This window comes from Bacillus sp. EKM420B (assembly GCF_011065565.1).
Classification (GTDB): domain Bacteria; phylum Bacillota; class Bacilli; order Bacillales; family Bacillaceae; genus Bacillus; species Bacillus velezensis.
Genome location: NZ_JAAMNX010000001.1, coordinates 811,549 through 828,611 on the forward strand (window position 1 = coordinate 811,549; position 17,063 = coordinate 828,611).

The 17,063-nt window shown below is 45.8% G+C and carries 14 protein-coding genes; all 14 read left to right on the forward strand.

Going from position 1 to position 17,063, the window contains the following annotated elements; all coding sequences use genetic code 11:
• Window positions 1-96: 96 nt before the first annotated feature.
• Window positions 97-1,326, forward strand: coding sequence for an MFS transporter (locus tag G9F48_RS04070; RefSeq protein WP_003154158.1), 1,230 nt, complete (start codon window positions 97-99; stop codon window positions 1,324-1,326).
• 106 nt (window positions 1,327-1,432) lie between these two features.
• Window positions 1,433-1,888, forward strand: coding sequence for a MarR family winged helix-turn-helix transcriptional regulator (locus G9F48_RS04075; RefSeq protein WP_003154157.1), 456 nt, complete (start codon window positions 1,433-1,435; stop codon window positions 1,886-1,888).
• On the forward strand, window positions 1,888-5,007 hold the full coding sequence (locus G9F48_RS04080) for an MMPL family transporter (protein WP_165409056.1): 3,120 nt from the start codon (window positions 1,888-1,890) through the stop codon (window positions 5,005-5,007). The genes G9F48_RS04075 and G9F48_RS04080 overlap by 1 nt, the downstream gene beginning before the upstream one ends.
• Before the next feature lie 151 nt (window positions 5,008-5,158).
• A complete protein-coding gene (yfmF, locus tag G9F48_RS04085) occupies window positions 5,159-6,439 on the forward strand; it encodes an EF-P 5-aminopentanol modification-associated protein YfmF (RefSeq protein ID WP_014305019.1) in 1,281 nt (426 codons plus the stop codon).
• Entirely contained in the window at window positions 6,436-7,722 is a 1,287-nt protein-coding gene (gene yfmH / locus G9F48_RS04090; protein WP_070081837.1) for an EF-P 5-aminopentanol modification-associated protein YfmH, read from the forward strand. The genes yfmF and yfmH overlap by 4 nt, the downstream gene beginning before the upstream one ends.
• Window positions 7,723-7,780: 58 nt before the next feature.
• Window positions 7,781-8,509, forward strand: a complete 729-nt coding sequence (gene ymfI, locus G9F48_RS04095; protein WP_165409057.1) for an elongation factor P 5-aminopentanone reductase — start codon at window positions 7,781-7,783, stop codon at window positions 8,507-8,509.
• A 75-nt stretch (window positions 8,510-8,584) separates the two neighbouring features.
• Complete coding sequence (locus G9F48_RS04100) at window positions 8,585-8,842, forward strand: DUF3243 domain-containing protein (protein ID WP_003154150.1); 258 nt, start codon at window positions 8,585-8,587, stop codon at window positions 8,840-8,842.
• 128 nt (window positions 8,843-8,970) lie between these two features.
• Window positions 8,971-9,762, forward strand: a complete 792-nt coding sequence (locus G9F48_RS04105; RefSeq protein WP_003154149.1) for a DUF3388 domain-containing protein — start codon at window positions 8,971-8,973, stop codon at window positions 9,760-9,762.
• Between the two features lie 18 nt (window positions 9,763-9,780).
• A complete protein-coding gene (locus G9F48_RS04110) occupies window positions 9,781-10,680 on the forward strand; it encodes a helix-turn-helix domain-containing protein (RefSeq protein ID WP_071391819.1) in 900 nt (299 codons plus the stop codon).
• A 73-nt stretch (window positions 10,681-10,753) separates the two neighbouring features.
• Window positions 10,754-11,335 (forward strand): CDP-diacylglycerol--glycerol-3-phosphate 3-phosphatidyltransferase, encoded by a 582-nt coding sequence (gene pgsA / locus G9F48_RS04115; protein ID WP_003154147.1) that lies wholly within the window; start codon window positions 10,754-10,756, stop codon window positions 11,333-11,335.
• Window positions 11,336-11,352: 17 nt separating this feature from the next.
• Entirely contained in the window at window positions 11,353-12,603 is a 1,251-nt protein-coding gene (locus tag G9F48_RS04120; RefSeq protein WP_165409058.1) for a competence/damage-inducible protein A, read from the forward strand.
• A gap of 170 nt (window positions 12,604-12,773) precedes the next feature.
• On the forward strand, window positions 12,774-13,817 hold the full coding sequence (gene recA, locus G9F48_RS04125) for a recombinase RecA (RefSeq protein WP_003154145.1): 1,044 nt from the start codon (window positions 12,774-12,776) through the stop codon (window positions 13,815-13,817).
• Window positions 13,818-13,985: 168 nt separating this feature from the next.
• Complete coding sequence (locus tag G9F48_RS04130) at window positions 13,986-15,167, forward strand: serine hydrolase domain-containing protein (protein WP_077722212.1); 1,182 nt, start codon at window positions 13,986-13,988, stop codon at window positions 15,165-15,167.
• Between the two features lie 292 nt (window positions 15,168-15,459).
• Complete coding sequence (gene rny, locus G9F48_RS04135) at window positions 15,460-17,019, forward strand: ribonuclease Y (protein WP_003154140.1); 1,560 nt, start codon at window positions 15,460-15,462, stop codon at window positions 17,017-17,019.
• The last annotated feature ends 44 nt before the right edge of the window (window positions 17,020-17,063 follow it).

The following is a 17,063-nucleotide window of genomic DNA, read 5'->3' on the forward strand; positions in this document are numbered from 1 at the left end:
GTCTGTTTTTTTTATTTGCCGCTTCAATACATACTTTGTTTTCCGCAAGGCACAATAAAACAGGAAACAACCAAGTATAGTGAATGGGTGAATAAGTTGAGTAAGAAGAAAAATGGAACAAAAAATATCATTGCTCTGGCTTCTGTACCGCTCGTGATGACACTCGGGAATTCCATGCTGATTCCGGTGCTTCCGATGATTGAAAAGAAGCTGTCCATATCGTCTTTTCAAGTATCGTTAATTATAACGGTCTATTCGATTGTGGCGATTATTTGTATTCCGATTGCCGGATATTTGTCCGATAAATTCGGAAGAAAAAAGGTTCTTCTGCCTTGTCTTCTCATAGCCGGTGCGGGCGGAGCGCTTGCCGCGATAGCTTCCACCGCGTTCAAGCATCCTTATCCCATTATCTTGGCGGGGCGGGTGCTGCAGGGAATCGGTTCGGCAGGGGCGGCTCCTGTAGTGATGCCGTTTATCGGCGATTTATTCAAAGGGGATGATGAGCGGATTACCGCGGGGCTCGGCGACATTGAGACGTCAAACACGGCCGGGAAAGTATTAAGTCCGATTCTCGGGTCGCTCTTGGCTGCATGGTTTTGGTTTATGCCGTTTTGGTTCATTCCGTTTTTTTCGCTTATCAGTTTTTTTCTCGTATTGTTTTTGGTGGCAAAGCCGGAGAAACAAAAAGAAGCGCCTTCTATTTCCGAATTTGTGAAAAATGTCGGCCGCATATTTAAGCGTGACGGACGCTGGCTCTTTACGGTATTTATCATCGGCTGCGTGATTATGTTTTTGCTGTTCGGGGTTCTTTTTTATTTATCAGACTCACTGGAGAAGAAATACGGAATTGACGGTGTGGCTAAAGGAGCGCTTTTGGCAATCCCGCTTTTATTTCTATCCGTCAGTTCATATATATCAGGCAGAAAAATCGGGAAAGACCAAGGCAAAATGAAGTTTTGCATTGTTTTCGGAATGAGTGCCGTGACACTGTCGTTTATCGGCCTATGGTGGAATCACAGTTTTTATTTATTATTTATCTTTTTGTGTGTCAGCGGTATCGGTATCGGAATAGCATTACCGGCATTAGACGCTGTCATCACAGAAGGCGTAGACAACGAGGAATCGGGAACCATCACCTCATTTTATAACAGCATGCGGTTTATCGGAGTAGCGGCGGGACCGCCGATCTTTGCTGCCCTGATGTCAAATGCAGGCTGGCTGATTTTTATTTTATCCGCTTTTTGCGGAATTGTGTCTGTATTTTTAGCGCTGTTAAATATCTCATCACAAGCTAAAGAAAAAAAGGAATCATTAAAGACGGTGTAATCTGCACTGTCTTTTTTTATTTTATTTTGAAGATTGACATGATACCGTCAAGTCGTTATCCTTTTTAATAGTTAAACATTTTAACTATTGGAAGGAGGGGGAAAAGGTGCATGAAGAAAAAGTGAAGCAGCTGATTCAGCGTTATTCCGATGTATACCTGCACGTCTTAAAAAAAATTGACAGCATTATCGCTGAAAAAGTGAACAAAGAGCTGACATTGGATCAATATTACATACTCCGCTATATTATGCTCAATCCGGATTGCAAATCAATTGAACTGGCCGCGGTGTGCCACGTCAACAAAAGCGCCATTACATCGATGACGAACCGCTTGTATGAAAAAGGCTACATCAATAGAGAACGCAGCCAAAGCGACCGCCGGAGCATACTTTTAAATGTCACGGAAAAGGGGACGGAAGTATTTCACCGTGTGGAGCGGCGGATTGAGGAACTCGTCCGTTCATATATTATGTATTTTGATGAAGACGAGGCGGAGATGTTCGTTAATACATATGAAAAATTATATCGATTGATGATGACAGAGGAGGATCAGCAGACATAATGAAAAACATTATCCGAGCCCGCTGGATCATCGCCGCGTTATGGATCGCCGCAACGGTGATATTTATGCTTACAGCGCCTGATATGGCTGAATTGACACGGGAGAAAGGGCAGATTTCCGTACCGGACGGATATTCCTCTTCTTATGCCCATGAATTGCTTGATGAAATGTCTGATTCAGATGCACCGTCTTCTTCTGCCGTCATCGTATTTCACGAAAAAGGCTTAATGACAGACAAAAAAGATCGTCTGGAAGAAGCCGTCAGCACTTTGTCTGAACAGAAAAAAGCGCTTCAGATTAAAACGGTGACTTCATACTTCGGGGAGAAAAATGACGACATCAAAAAACAGCTGCTGTCAAAAGACAGACAAACGATGCTCGTTCAGCTGCAGCTGGATACATCCAAAAACGATATCCTCGAAATCAAAAATAAAATTGATAAAGAGCTGAAACCGTACGGCGTATCATACGGCATTACAGGCCAGTCGCTGATTGACGAAGATGTGTTAAAAAGCTCACAGGACGGCTTGAAAAAGACTGAATATATAACGGTCGCTTTTATCCTGATCGTGCTGATCCTTGTATTCCGGTCAGTGGTCGCTCCGTTTGTGCCGCTTTTATCTGTATTGATATCTTATTTAGTCAGCCAGTCGATTGTCGCATTTTTAGTCGACCAGCTGAATTTTCCGCTCTCAACTTTTACGCAGATTTTTATGGTTGCGATTATGTTCGGAATCGGTACAGACTACTGCATTCTGCTTCTCAGCAGATTTAAAGAAGAACTGTCGCATGGCGCTGATATAAGAGAAGCGATCGTCGTCACCTACAAAACGGCCGGAAAGACGGTTTTGTACAGCGGCGGTGCGGTGCTGATCGGATTTGCCTGCATCGGATTTGCGACATTTAAGCTGTATCAGTCGGCAGCGGCCGTTGCGGTCGGTGTCGCGGTGCTGCTGCTTGCGCTCATGACGATCGTGCCGTTTTTTATGGCTGTTTTAGGAAAAAGACTGTTTTGGCCTGTTAAGGGCGATATTTCCCATCCTCAAAGCAAAGCATGGGAAACGGCAGGGCGGTTTTCATTTAAAAGGCCGCTCATCAGTCTTGCAATCGTTGCGGTATTCACCGTCCCGCCTATCCTTCTTTACAAAGGATCGCTATCTTACAACAGCCTTGACGAAATCGGGGACAAATATGAATCCGTCCGCGCGTTTAATACGATTTCAGGCGCATTCGGCCCGGGAGAACTTCTTCCGGCCACAGTCGTCATCAAAAATGATGAGCCATTAAATACCGAAAAACACCTGATTGATATCGAAAAAATCAGCAGAGAACTTGAAAAAACAGAGGGTGTAAAAACGGTCAGAAGCGCCACGCGCCCTGCCGGAAACGGATTGAATCAATTATTTGTCACAAATCAGGCAAAGCAGCTTCAAGAAGGGCTTGATAAAGGCAATACAGGACTTGAAAAAATCACGGACGGATTAGGGCATGCCGCAAAGTCGTTAGCTGATTCACAGCCGCAGATCGAAGAATCGGGGAAAAGCGTCAATCAGCTTATTGACGGAACATTGTCTCTGAAATCCGGGCTTTCTGATATAGGAGAAAACCTGAATAAACTGCAGGCTGGCGTGAATGAGAATAAAGCCGGCGTCGCCCGGATGAGAAATCAGATTGAAGAGCAAAAACAAATGCTGACTTCACAGCTAAAACAAAACAGCGGTCTCGCTTCAGAAACGCAAAACGCTTTAAAATTGGTAAAAACCGTCCTGCCGATGAAAGATGAAGCCAGCAGACAGCTTGCCGATTTGAACAAGCAGCTTGCCCGGCTGCCGTTTGCAAAATTGGAAGCGTCAATACCGTCAGTCAAAACCGATCCCTCTTACAAAGAAATCAAATCGGCCTTTACGGGTGTACAGTCAGCCGTTTCCAAGGCAAACGCGGATGCAGAAGCGTTTTCTAAACAGGTCGACAGTCAAAAGGATCATCTGCAGCAAGCTGAAAAACAATTTGCCCGGCTGGCAGCCGCTCAGAAGAAGATTGACACTCAAATTAACGCAATGATCAATGGATTGACCAGTATTGAAAACGGTCTGCAGCAAGTGTCAGACGGACAGGGGGCTCTTGCAGGACAAATGCCGCGCCTTGAATCGGCGGCAGGACAGCTCGCGGAGGGTCAGAAAAAAATGAAGAGCGGTCTCGGTGATTTTTCTTCCCGGCTCAGCGATCTTTCTTCAGGCCTTAACGATAGTGTAAAAGGGCTTAAGAAAGTATCAAGCGGCATGATGGGGGCGAATGATTACCTGGGTGAGCTTCACAAGGCGTCAGATAAAGAAATGACAGGCTGGTTTGTGCCGAAAGACGCGTTGACAAACAGTGATTTCACAAGCGTGTTTAATACGTACATGTCAGATGACAGAAAAACGACAGAATTGACCGTCGTTCTTGATAACAATCCTTACTCAAATACGGCCATTCAAGATATTCAAGCGATCAAAGCGAGCGTAAAAAGAGCCATTCCGAACACGGATCTGAAGAATGCCTCTTTCGGCGTTTCGGGAGTCTCCAGCATGAATGCCGATCTGAAAGAAGTATCGGATTCAGACTTCAAACGGACGGCAATGTTTATGCTGGCGGGAATTTTTCTGATTCTCATCCTGATGCTGCGCTCTCTCATTATGCCTGTTTATTTAGTGGCGTCGCTCGTACTGACGTATTTCGCATCCATCGGCGTGACGGAATACATCTTTACACACTTCTTCGGGTATCCGGGCGTAAACTGGGCCGTACCGTTCTTCGGCTTTGTTATTTTGATGGCTCTTGGTGTGGATTATTCCATCTTTTTAATGGACCGCTTTAATGAGCTGAAAAAAGAAGGAACGGGGCCCGCAATGATCAGCAGTATGAAAAATATGGGTTCCGTCATCATTTCTGCGGCGATTATTTTAGCGGGAACCTTTGCGGCCATGCTGCCGTCAGGCGTTCTTTCCTTATTACAGATTGCAACCGTGGTATTAACAGGCCTTCTCATGTACGCAATTGTCGTCCTTCCGTTTTTTGTACCGGTCATGGTGAAAATATTCGGAAGAGCCAACTGGTGGCCTTTCAATTTGAAAAAATAACGTACAATGCCTCTGCCTGTTTTCGGGCAGAGGTTTTTTGTTTCCTTATAAATCCTCCAGTTGATATAATTACATCTGCGCACTCTTTTTTGCGAATGCTGAAATTTGGTCATAATACATACTATTAAAGAATGAACGAAGGAGGTTTCACATGACTTATGTAAATGAAATGAAGTCAAAGCACGGCGGGATCACCGCCCATATCGTAAAGACTGAGAAATTTAAAACCGTTTCGCTGACGTTTAAAATGCTGGCTCCTTTAACGAAAGAGCTCGTAACAAAAAGGGCGCTGTTTCCGCATGTGCTTCTGCGCGGAACAGAAAGCCGCCCGAAAACCGCTGATCTGCGTTCTTATTTTGATGAGCTGTACGGCACATCCGTTTCAGCTGATCTGACAAAAAAGGGAGAACGTCATGTCATTACGTTCAGACTTGAGATTCCTAATGAAAAGTATCTGAAGGACCGCACACCGTTATTGGAAAAAGGCCTTCAGCTTTTATCAGAGCTTGTCTTTTCGCCCGCTTTGGAAAACGGCGCCTTCCTGCCCCTTTATGTCACGCAGGAAAAACGGACGCTGAAACAGCGGATTCAAGCCGTATATGATGATAAGATGAGATATTCTAATCTGCGTCTCGTTCAGGAAATGTGCAAAAGCGAACCGTATGCCCTTCACGTCAACGGCGAGTTCGATGATGTTGAACACATTACACCGCAAGATTTGTATGAAGCCTATCAAAAAGCCATACGCGAAGATCAGCTGGACCTGTACGTCATCGGCGATGTTGATTCAGATCAGGTGAAAACGGCCGTTGATACGTATTTTAAAACGGAAGAACGGGAGCTGCAGCCTTTTGAAAGAAGCGCGGCGAATGAACAGCCCGATCCGAAGGAAGTCATTGATGAAGAGGACGTCAAGCAGGGCAAGCTGAATATCGGATTCCGGACCAATACGACATATACAGATCCGGATTATCCGGCATTGCAGGTGTTTAACGGGCTGTTCGGGGGGTTCTCTCATTCAAAGCTGTTTATAAATGTCCGTGAAAAAGCGAGCCTTGCCTATTATGCAGCCTCAAGGGTGGAAAGCTTCAAAGGGCTTTTGATGGTCATGTCGGGCATTGAGGTGAAAAATTATAAGCAGGCCGTCACCATAATCGAAGAACAATTTCAGGCTATGCAAAACGGTGACTTTTCAGAGGACGATATCGCCCAAACGAAAGCCGTTATTAAAAATCAAGTGTTAGAAACGATTGATACGGCATACGGCTTAGCGGAATTTCTGTATCAGCAGGCTTCAGCCCAAGTGGAAATACCGATCGAAACTTTCCTCGACAATATCGAGAAAGTGACAAAAGAGGACATTATCAATGTCGGAAAGAACATTAAGCTGGATACGACTTATTTCTTAAAAGGGACGGGGGGAGCATCTTGACTAAACCGATAAACTTCGAACAGCTTCAGGAAACGCTGTATCATGAAAAAATGGCAAACGGCCTTGATGTCTATGTGCTGCCGAAACAGGGGTTTAATAAAACATACGCCGTGTTTACGACAAAGTACGGTTCTATTGACAATCAATTCGTTCCTTTAAATAAGGAAGAAATGGTACACGTCCCTGACGGAATCGCGCATTTTCTGGAGCATAAACTGTTTGAAAAAGCGGACGGCGACGTGTTTCAGGACTTCAGTAAGCAGGGGGCGTCGGCAAATGCCTTTACATCATTTACACGAACCGCTTATCTGTTCTCCAGCACTTCTAATGTAGAAAAAAACCTGGAAACACTCGTGGATTTTGTTCAGGACCCGTATTTCACGGAAAAATCAGTTGAAAAAGAAAAAGGCATCATCGGCCAGGAAATCAATATGTATGATGATAATCCGGATTGGCGGCTGTTTTTCGGCCTTATTGAAAATATGTATAAAGACCACCCCGTGAAAATTGACATTGCCGGAACGGTGGAGAGCATCTCTCATATTACGAAAGATCTGCTGTATGAGTGCTACGAAACGTTTTATCACCCGAGCAATATGCTGCTCTTTATCGTCGGTCCCGCAGATCCTGAAGCGGTCATCAGCCAGGTGCGGAAAAACCAGGAGAAAAAGCCGTTTACAGACCAGCCTGAAATCAAACGTAAAGAGGTTCAGGAGCAGGAAGCGGTTTTCCGCCGGGAGCAGGAATTAAAAATGAACGTGCAAGGCTCAAAATGTCTTGTCGGCTTAAAGGCGAAAGACCCTTATAAAACGGGGCGGGAGCTGTTGAAGCACGAGCTCAGCATGAACCTCATGCTTGAATGTCTCTTCGGAAAAAGCTCACCGCATTACGGCAACTTGTACGATAAAGGCTACATTGATGAAACCTTCAGCTTTGATTACACGGCTGAATACGGATTCGGTTTTGCCTCTGTCGGAGGAGATACACCGGAGCCGGATAAGCTCGCTGACGAATTAAAACAGATGCTTCTTGATGCAGAATCAGCCGTGACTGCGGAAAAACTTGACCTTGCGAGAAAAAAGAAAATCGGGTCATTTTTAAAAGCGCTCAATTCACCTGAATATATCGCCAACCAATTCACACGCTACGCCTTTTTAGATATGAGTCTGTTTGATGTCGTAACCGTACTGGAGCAGATCACCCTGGAAGACGTAAAGCGGGTCATTAAAGAAGAAATATCAGAAGACAGGCTGACAGTCTGCAAAGTCGTGCCAAAATCATAACAAAACATCCCTCACGCCCTGAGGGATGTTTTTCTGGGGAAAGAAGGAGTATTGATTGATGAAACAGACAGCGCTCGTAACCGGAGCAAGCGGCGGAATCGGACAAAGTATAAGTGAAGTCCTCGCAAAAAACGGATATGACGTCCTTTTGCATTATCATTCTCATAAGGAAGCCGCACACAGGCTTGCGGAAAGGCTGAGCGCATCATTCGGCGTAAAAGCCTCCGTTATACAGGCGGATCTGTCCTCACCGGATGGCGCGGAGACACTCAGCCGTTCCGTTAAGCAGCCTGTGGATGCTCTGATATTAAACAGCGGCAAAAGTCATTTCGGCCTGATTACGGACGTTACGGATGACACGGCGCGGGAGATGGTGCAGCTGCATGTGACGAGTCCGTTTCTTTTGGCGCGTAATCTGGTGCCCGGCATGATCCGGAAAAAAAGCGGGGGCATCGTCGCGATCGGTTCCGTCTGGGGAGAAACAGGCGCATCGTGCGAGGTATTATACAGCATGGTCAAAGGAGCGCAGCATTCGTTCGTCAAAGCGCTTGCCAAAGAGCTCGCTCCGAGCGGCGTCCGCGTGAATGCAGTCTCGCCGGGTGCCGTTGATACAAATATGCTTGATCAGTTCACGTCTGATGAAAAAGAAGCGTTGACAGAGGAAATTCCCGCGGGCCGGCTGGCAAAGCCGGAGGAAATCGCCGAAGCGGCGGCCTTTTTATTATCGGACAAGGCTTCCTATATTACGGGGCATATATTATCCGTAAACGGCGGCTGGCACTGCTGAAAAAAATGTGTGTATAGTTTGCATCTGCACGGACAAAATAATTTTGTAACAACAGATGAAATGGAGGAACCCAACATGTCAGTATTAGAAAACTGGGATAATTGGAAGAATTTCCTTGGCGACAGATTGAACTATGCGCAGGAAAAAGGGATGAGTGATGAAACAATCACTGACCTCGCTACAGAAATCGGCGGTTACCTTGCGAACGAAGTCGACTCGAAAAACCATCAGGAAAAAGTGCTTGCTGATCTTTGGAGCGTTGCCTCTGAAGATGAACAGCGCGCCATCGCAAATATGATGGTGAAGCTTGTTGAAAATAACAGCACTCATTAAGAGGGGGGGATTTCTCCTCTCTTTTTTTATGTTTTCCTCTATAGAGCAACATTCTTCTTTCTAATTAGAGAAAAATGTTTTATGATAAAGGAAGGTAAAAATTTGCCACAATGGAGGGGGTATATCATTTGGCAAAGCTCGAATGGTATTTTGAATATGAAATTCAAGTGAACCGCCCCGGCCTGCTCGGGGATATTTCATCTCTTCTCGGGATGCTGTCAATTAATATTGTCACAATTAACGGTGTCGACCTTTCCAGAAGGGGAATGCTGCTCAGATGCCGGCATATAGATCAAATTAAACGATTGGAATCAATTTTAAAAACAATGGAGACCATTAAAGTAACGAAGCTGAGAGAACCGAGGCTTCGCGACCGTCTCGCAGTCCGTCACGGAAGATACATTCAGCGTGATGCCGATGACAAAAAAACCTTCCGTTTTGAAAGGGACGAGCTCGGTCTTCTGGTTGACTTTATGGCCGAGCTGTTTAAAAAAGAAGGGCACAAACTGATCGGAATCCGAGGAATGCCGAGGGTCGGAAAAACGGAGTCCATCGTTGCGTCAAGCGTTTGTGCCAGCAAAAGATGGCTTTTCGTATCATCAACGCTGCTAAAACAAACGATCCGGAGCCAGCTGGTTGCCGATGAATACAGCACGGAAAACGTGTTTATCCTCGACGGCATCGTTTCGACAAGACGGGGATCTGAGCGCCATCTTCAGCTCGTCAGTGAAATTATGCGGCTTCCGGCGACAAAGGTCGTGGAGCACCCCGATATTTTTGTTCAAAATTCGGAGTATACGCTCGATGATTTCGATTATATTATCGAACTCAGAAATGATCCTGACGAAGTCATTACATATGAACATGCAGAAGAACCGCAAATGTTTGATCAGACCGGTTTTTCAAGCTTTGATTTTTAATATTGGAAGGTGTTTGTTGTGACAGAATTAGCAATCCGGCTTAAAGAAGCCAGAGAGGAAAAAGGGATGTCATTGGATGAACTCCAGGCGGCGACGAAAATTCAGAAAAGATACTTAACCGCTCTGGAAGAAGGCAATTATGACGTCATTCCCGGCAATTTTTATGTGCGGGCGTTTATCAAGCAATACGCTGAGGCTGTCGGGCTTGATTCAGATCAGTTATTTGAAGAATATAAAAAAGACATCCCTAACACGTACCATGACGATGTGTCGGAAAAAATCTCCGGTCTCGCCATGCAAAGGGAGCTTCCTAAGTCCGCTTCAAAGGCGGCGGAATGGCTTCCGACCGTCCTTGTCGTCATCGGTGTCATTATCGTCATCGCGATCATTTATGCGATTATTCAGTTCGGAATGAGCAAATCCGGGCAGACAGACGGAGATAAGGCCGTCACCCAAAGTGAGAGCAAGTATGAGATTCCTAAGGATTCTGCGCTGAAAAACGACGGCAATACAAACGACGAAGCGCAATCTGACAGCAAAAAAGACAAAAAGGACACAAAAGCGTCAGAGCAGAAAAAGAAAGAAAAAAGCAGTGATAAGACGGAGATCAAAGCGGCCGGAACGGAAGGCTCGGCTTCTTCATACAACGTCTCCGGGGCAGATAAGTATAAGCTTGAACTGATTGCTTCTGACAGCGCATGGATCCGCGTCCGTGATGACAGCGGCGGTTCTTTAAAAGAAGGAACGCTGCAAAAAGGCGAAACCTTTAAAAAAGACGTCACGGATCAAAAGCAGATTGAAATCCGCACGGGCTATGCCCCTAACCTGAAAATTAAAATCAACGGAGAGGTTCTGTCCTATGAACTCAATCCGCATGATGTGATGGCGCAGACCATCACAATCAAGATGAAAAAATAAAAGGGGAAAAGTCATCTGAACGATTAAGATGACTTTTTCTTCACGTCCGAGTACATATTATTGGAGGGGCTTTATGTTTAACTTACCGAATAAAATCACACTGGCAAGAATCGCTTTAATTCCTGTATTTATGATTATCATGCTTGTTCCTTTTCATTGGGGCAGCGTTCATATAGGGGATGAATCGATTCCGGTCGCGCATCTTACGGGAGCTGTTTTATTCATTATCGCATCAACGACTGACTGGGTGGATGGCTACTACGCCAGAAAACTGAACCTCGTGACAAACTTCGGGAAATTTTTAGATCCGCTGGCTGACAAACTGCTGGTGTCCGCGGCATTAATTACGCTTGTGCAGTTTGACCTTGCGCCGGCGTGGATGGTCATCATCATCATCAGCCGCGAATTTGCCGTAACGGGATTAAGACTTGTGCTGGCGGGAACGGGGGAAGTTGTAGCCGCCAATATGCTGGGGAAAATTAAAACATGGGCCCAGATCATCGCTGTTGCCGCGCTTTTGCTGCATAATCTTCCGTTTGAGCTCGTTTCTTTCCCGTTCGGCGATATCGCTTTATGGGTGGCCGTGCTCTTCACAGTCATTTCCGGCTGGGATTATTTTGCGAAGAACTGGGATGCGTTAAAAACATCTAACTAAGGAAGAAGGACTTAAAGATGGAAATAGCAAAAAAAGCAGAAATCATTGCGGTCGGCTCGGAGCTTCTGCTCGGCCAGATCGCCAATACGAACGCGCAGTTTATCAGTAAAGAGCTGGCGGAAATCGGTGTAAACGTGTTTTACCATACCGCTGTCGGTGACAATCCGGAGCGGCTTAAGCAAGTCATCCGCATTGCCGAAGAGCGCTCAGACCTGATTATTTTTTCAGGCGGCCTCGGGCCGACCAAGGACGATTTAACGAAAGAAACCATTGCAAACACACTGGGGCGCCCGCTCGTTCTGAATGACGAAGCATTCCGGTCGATCGAAGAATATTTCGTGAAAACAAAACGGACCATGTCGCCGAATAACCGCAAACAGGCGCTCGTCATTGAGGGCTCGGACGTTTTGGCGAATCATTTCGGCATGGCGCCGGGAATGCTTGCAGAGCACGGCTCAAGGCTTTATATGCTGCTTCCCGGACCGCCGAGCGAGCTGCGTCCGATGTTTGAAAATGAAGCGAAGCCGCTGCTTCTTAAAAAGCTCGGTTCTAATGAGAAAATCGTTTCAACCGTGCTGCGGTTTTTCGGAATCGGTGAATCCCAGCTTGAAGCTGATTTAGAAGATATCATTGACGCGCAGACGAATCCGACGATTGCGCCGCTTGCTGCTGACGGCGAGGTCACGCTGCGTTTAACGGCGAAACATGCTGACGAAAAAGAAACAGAACGGCTTTTAAAAGAAACGGAAGCCGCCATTTTAGAACGTGTCGGTGAATTTTTCTACGGATATGATGATACGTCCCTGGTGAAGGAGCTTTCAAAAGCATGCAGACAAAACAAAATGACGATTTCTTCTGCCGAAAGCTTTACAGGCGGCCTGTTTTCAGAGTGGGTGACTGATTTAAGCGGTGCGTCTCAACTATTTGCAGGGGGCGTTGTCTGCTATTCCGACAGCGTGAAACAGCATGTGCTCGGCGTGAAAGCTGAGACGCTCGCAGAAAGCGGAGCGGTCAGCAAAGAGTGTGCGAAAGAGCTTGCAGCCGGTGTGAGAAAGCTGACCGGAAGCGATATCGGCATCAGCTTTACCGGAGTTGCGGGCCCCGATCCGCAGGAAGGGCATGCGCCGGGCCGCGTCTTTATCGGCATTTCGGCGGAAGGAAAAGAAGAGGTGCACGAATTTCACTTTGCCGGCTCAAGAACCGGAATCAGAAAGCGCGCCGCTAAATACGGCTGCCATCTCATTTTAAAAATGCTGGATCAAAAATAAAGTTTTAAAGAGCCGTTTTCTCTGATTTTTAAGTTTTATAAGGGAAATTATGCTCTTTTGCAGAAAAGCGAACGCGGAAAAAATCCGAATATGCGTTCGCTTTTTTCTTGGCAAATGCCAGTAAACAAGGTATAGTATATGTAGTGGCAAGATAAAGGAGGAAAAAATAAATGAGTGATCGTCAGGCAGCCTTAGATATGGCTCTTAAGCAAATAGAAAAACAATTCGGCAAAGGTTCCATCATGAAGCTCGGAGAAAAAACGGATACAAGAATTTCAACGGTGCCAAGCGGCTCCCTTGCACTTGATACCGCTCTCGGAATAGGCGGATACCCGCGCGGACGGATTATTGAAGTATACGGACCTGAAAGTTCAGGTAAAACGACTGTAGCGCTTCACGCAATCGCTGAGGTTCAGGAAAAAGGCGGACAGGCCGCATTTATTGATGCTGAGCATGCTCTTGATCCTGTTTACGCGCAAAAGCTCGGTGTCAATATCGAAGAGCTTCTGCTTTCTCAGCCGGATACGGGAGAGCAGGCGCTTGAGATTGCTGAAGCGCTGGTGCGAAGCGGAGCTGTTGATATCGTAGTCGTTGACTCTGTTGCGGCGCTTGTTCCAAAAGCTGAAATTGAAGGTGACATGGGTGATTCACACGTCGGTTTACAGGCGCGTCTTATGTCTCAGGCGCTCCGTAAGCTTTCCGGCGCCATCAATAAATCTAAAACAATCGCAATCTTTATTAACCAGATTCGTGAAAAAGTCGGCGTTATGTTCGGAAATCCGGAGACGACACCGGGCGGCCGCGCGCTGAAATTCTATTCTTCCGTGCGCCTTGAAGTGCGCCGTGCCGAGCAATTAAAGCAGGGCAACGACGTGATGGGGAATAAAACGAGAATTAAAGTCGTAAAAAACAAAGTCGCTCCTCCGTTCCGTACGGCTGAAGTGGACATTATGTACGGTGAAGGAATCTCCAAAGAAGGGGAAATCATCGACCTTGGAACTGAACTGGATATCGTGCAAAAAAGCGGTTCGTGGTATTCTTATGAAGAAGAACGCCTCGGTCAGGGCCGTGAAAACGCCAAGCAGTTCTTAAAAGAAAATAAAGACATCATGCTGATGATTCAGGAACAAATCCGTGAATATTACGGTTTAGACAATAACGGTGTAACGGACAAAGCGGAAGAAGTTCAGGAAGAGATGGAATTAGAAGAATAAAAACACGATCAAAAGAGCGGAGTAAGCAATTTCCGCTCTTTTTTTTGTGTGTTTCAAAAAAACACTGGCTGTTTCGGAAAATTTTATCTGGAATGTTACAACTTTTTTCACCCTTCACTCGTCTAACATCATGGCGAAAGTTGAAATTATATCTGAGGAGGAAAAAAGATGACGAGCCCCCGCCGCACAAGAATAAATAAAAAAAGAAAGAAGAAGCTGATGAAAACGGGAGGGCTGTTTCTTTTTCTGCTGCTTGTCACTGTTTTTATTATGATCTGGACCGTCACAGCGCATCATCGGGAGAAGGAATCCGTTAAAAATGCTCCCGCCGCTCAATCTGATACTTCAAAAGACCAGACTCAACAGAAAAAAGAAAAGACGCAAAAAGAGAAAACACCTAAATCAATCGATCGCAATAAACAGATCAGCAATTACTTGCAACAGATCGGGTTCAGCGGCACAGCAATGATCGTAAAAGATGGAAAAGTTGTGCTGAAAAAAGGCTTTGGCTATGCGGACCGAAAACAAAAAATTAAAAACAATCCGGAGACATCATATTATATCGGTTCTTCACAAAAAGCGTTAATCGCGACGGCTGTCCTGCAGCTTGAAGAAAAAGGGCTGCTGCAGACGAGTGACCCCGTCAGTACATACTTGCCGAATTTTCCTAACGGCACGCGCATTACATTGAAAAACCTGCTCAATCATACGTCCGGCATAAACGGGCATATTGAGGGTCGGGGACCGATTTCTCCAATTGATTTAATCAAGGATATAGAATACCGCGGAATTAAACGGCAGCCCGGGGTTTGGGATTACAGGGATTCCAACTATTCAGTGCTTGCTTATATCGTATCTCAGGTCAGCGGGGAGTCTTATGAACAATATATAAAAGAACACGTGTTCAAACCGGCCGGAATGAAGCATGCCGGATTTTACAAAACATTTGCTGAAGCCAAATATCCTGCCGTCGGCTACAAAGTCGATGAGAGCGGCAGTCTTGTAACGCCGCACCTTTTGGACTTATCGCAGCTGTACGGGGCGGGCGACATGTATATGAGCGCTGAAGATCTCTATAAATTTGATAAAGCGATCGTAAACGGCACGCTCCTTTCAAAAGAAAGCTTCACAAAAATGTTTACAGCAGGAAGCAGTGCCGCTTACGGGATGGGGTTTTACATTGATCCGGGCAGCTATTCCAATCACGGTGTTATGCCCGGTTACAACATTTTGAACAGCTTCAGCCATTCGGCAAGCAAATATGTCATATTACTGTCAAACATTCAGAATAACGCCAAATTAGGACAGGTAAACAATAGAATTTACCAATTGCTTAACCAGGCGGACTGACAGAGCCGTCATTCACGAAAAGCGGATGAAGGTATGGTATGATATATACATGGGCGACGATCCGAGCTGAAGGCGAATCGTTAAGCTGGCAAGCTTGACAAGTATTTCCGACACAATTACAATGAAGTTGTAACATTTGTTTTTTTAACATGATTGTTAAACCATTTAAACTTGACAAGGGCATGAGAGACTCATTCCCTGTGAAGGTTCTGTATGTTGAGAAAATCAGACAATGTACATGCCGGCACTTATTTAAGCAAAAACCAAGTTCATAGCAAGAGGAGGTGAAAGTATGACCCCAATGACGGTTCTCATCTCCATTTTGCTGACTCTGCTCGGTTTAGTTGTTGGCTACTATGTTCGTAAAACCATTGCCGAAGCAAAGATTGCGGGCGCACGCGGTGCTGCCGAGCAAATCCTTGAAGATGCAAAGCGTGATGCTGAAGCACTGAAAAAAGAAGCTCTGCTTGAAGCAAAGGACGAAATCCATACACTTCGAATAGATGCTGAACAGGAAGTTCGTGAAAGACGAAATGAGCTTCAAAAACAAGAAAACCGTTTACTTCAAAAAGAAGAAAATCTTGACCGTAAACACGAAGGAATTGATAAACGGGAAGCGATGTTGGAGAAGAAAGATCATTCTCTGAATGAACGACAACAACATATTGAAGAGATGGAAAGCAAAGTGGATGAGATGATTCGTATGCAGCAGTCAGAACTCGAACGCATTTCGAGCCTGACACGGGATGAAGCGAAACAAATCATTCTTGACCGGGTTGAAAATGAGCTTTCACATGACATCGCCATCATGACAAAAGAAACCGAAAACCGTGCGAAAGAAGAGGCAGATAAAAAGGCGAAAAACATTCTGTCGCTTGCTTTGCAGCGCTGTGCAGCAGATCATGTTGCCGAAACGACGGTATCGGTCGTCAATCTTCCGAATGATGAGATGAAAGGACGTATCATCGGCCGTGAAGGGCGTAACATTCGTACGCTTGAAACGCTTACAGGTATTGACCTGATTATTGATGACACACCTGAAGCAGTCATTCTTTCCGGATTTGATCCGATCAGACGGGAGACGGCAAGAATCGCTCTTGATAAACTCGTTCAGGATGGCCGTATTCATCCGGCGCGCATTGAAGAAATGGTTGAAAAATCCCGCCGTGAGGTTGATGACTATATCCGGGAAATGGGTGAGCAGACGACGTTTGAAGTCGGCGTTCACGGACTCCACCCGGATCTGATCAAGATCCTCGGCCGGTTGAAATTCCGTACAAGCTACGGGCAGAACGTACTGAAACATTCTATGGAAGTTGCGTTTTTAGCCGGTTTAATGGCTTCCGAGCTTGGAGAAGATGCAAAGCTTGCCAAGCGGGCCGGTCTTCTGCATGACATCGGTAAAGCAATTGACCATGAAGTGGAAGGAAGCCACGTGGAAATCGGAGTGGAGCTTGCGACCAAATATAAAGAGCATCCAGTCGTCATTAACAGTATTGCGTCACACCACGGAGACGAAGAGCCGACTTCCATTATCGCCGTTCTGGTCGCTGCCGCTGATGCACTGTCAGCCGCAAGACCGGGCGCGAGAAGTGAAACGCTCGAAAACTATATCCGCAGACTTGAAAAGCTTGAAGAAATCTCCGAGTCTTACGAAGGTGTTGAAAAATCATTTGCGATTCAGGCTGGCCGTGAAGTTCGCATCATGGTGAAGCCGGACTCCATTAATGATTTAGAAGCCCATCGTTTGGCGCGTGATATCCGTAAACGAATTGAGGACGAGCTTGATTATCCGGGTCACATTAAAGTGACCGTAATCAGAGAAACTCGAGCCGTAGAGTATGCAAAATAAAGTGATGCTTAGCGCATCACTTTATTTTTTTGAGTCCCTGAAAA

Excerpts from the sequence above, each read along its gene's own strand:
- rny (WP_003154140.1), top strand. The coding sequence starts at position 15,460 with ATGACCCCAATGACGGTTCTCATCTCCATTTTGCTGACTCTGCTCGGT.
- G9F48_RS04120 (WP_165409058.1), top strand. The coding sequence starts at position 11,353 with ATGGAAATAGCAAAAAAAGCAGAAATCATTGCGGTCGGCTCGGAGCTT.
- G9F48_RS04080 (WP_165409056.1), top strand. The coding sequence starts at position 1,888 with ATGAAAAACATTATCCGAGCCCGCTGGATCATCGCCGCGTTATGGATC.
- pgsA (WP_003154147.1), top strand. The coding sequence starts at position 10,754 with ATGTTTAACTTACCGAATAAAATCACACTGGCAAGAATCGCTTTAATT.
- ymfI (WP_165409057.1), top strand. The coding sequence starts at position 7,781 with ATGAAACAGACAGCGCTCGTAACCGGAGCAAGCGGCGGAATCGGACAA.
- recA (WP_003154145.1), top strand. The coding sequence starts at position 12,774 with ATGAGTGATCGTCAGGCAGCCTTAGATATGGCTCTTAAGCAAATAGAA.
- G9F48_RS04100 (WP_003154150.1), top strand. The coding sequence starts at position 8,585 with ATGTCAGTATTAGAAAACTGGGATAATTGGAAGAATTTCCTTGGCGAC.
- yfmF (WP_014305019.1), top strand. The coding sequence starts at position 5,159 with ATGACTTATGTAAATGAAATGAAGTCAAAGCACGGCGGGATCACCGCC.
- G9F48_RS04130 (WP_077722212.1), top strand. The coding sequence starts at position 13,986 with ATGACGAGCCCCCGCCGCACAAGAATAAATAAAAAAAGAAAGAAGAAG.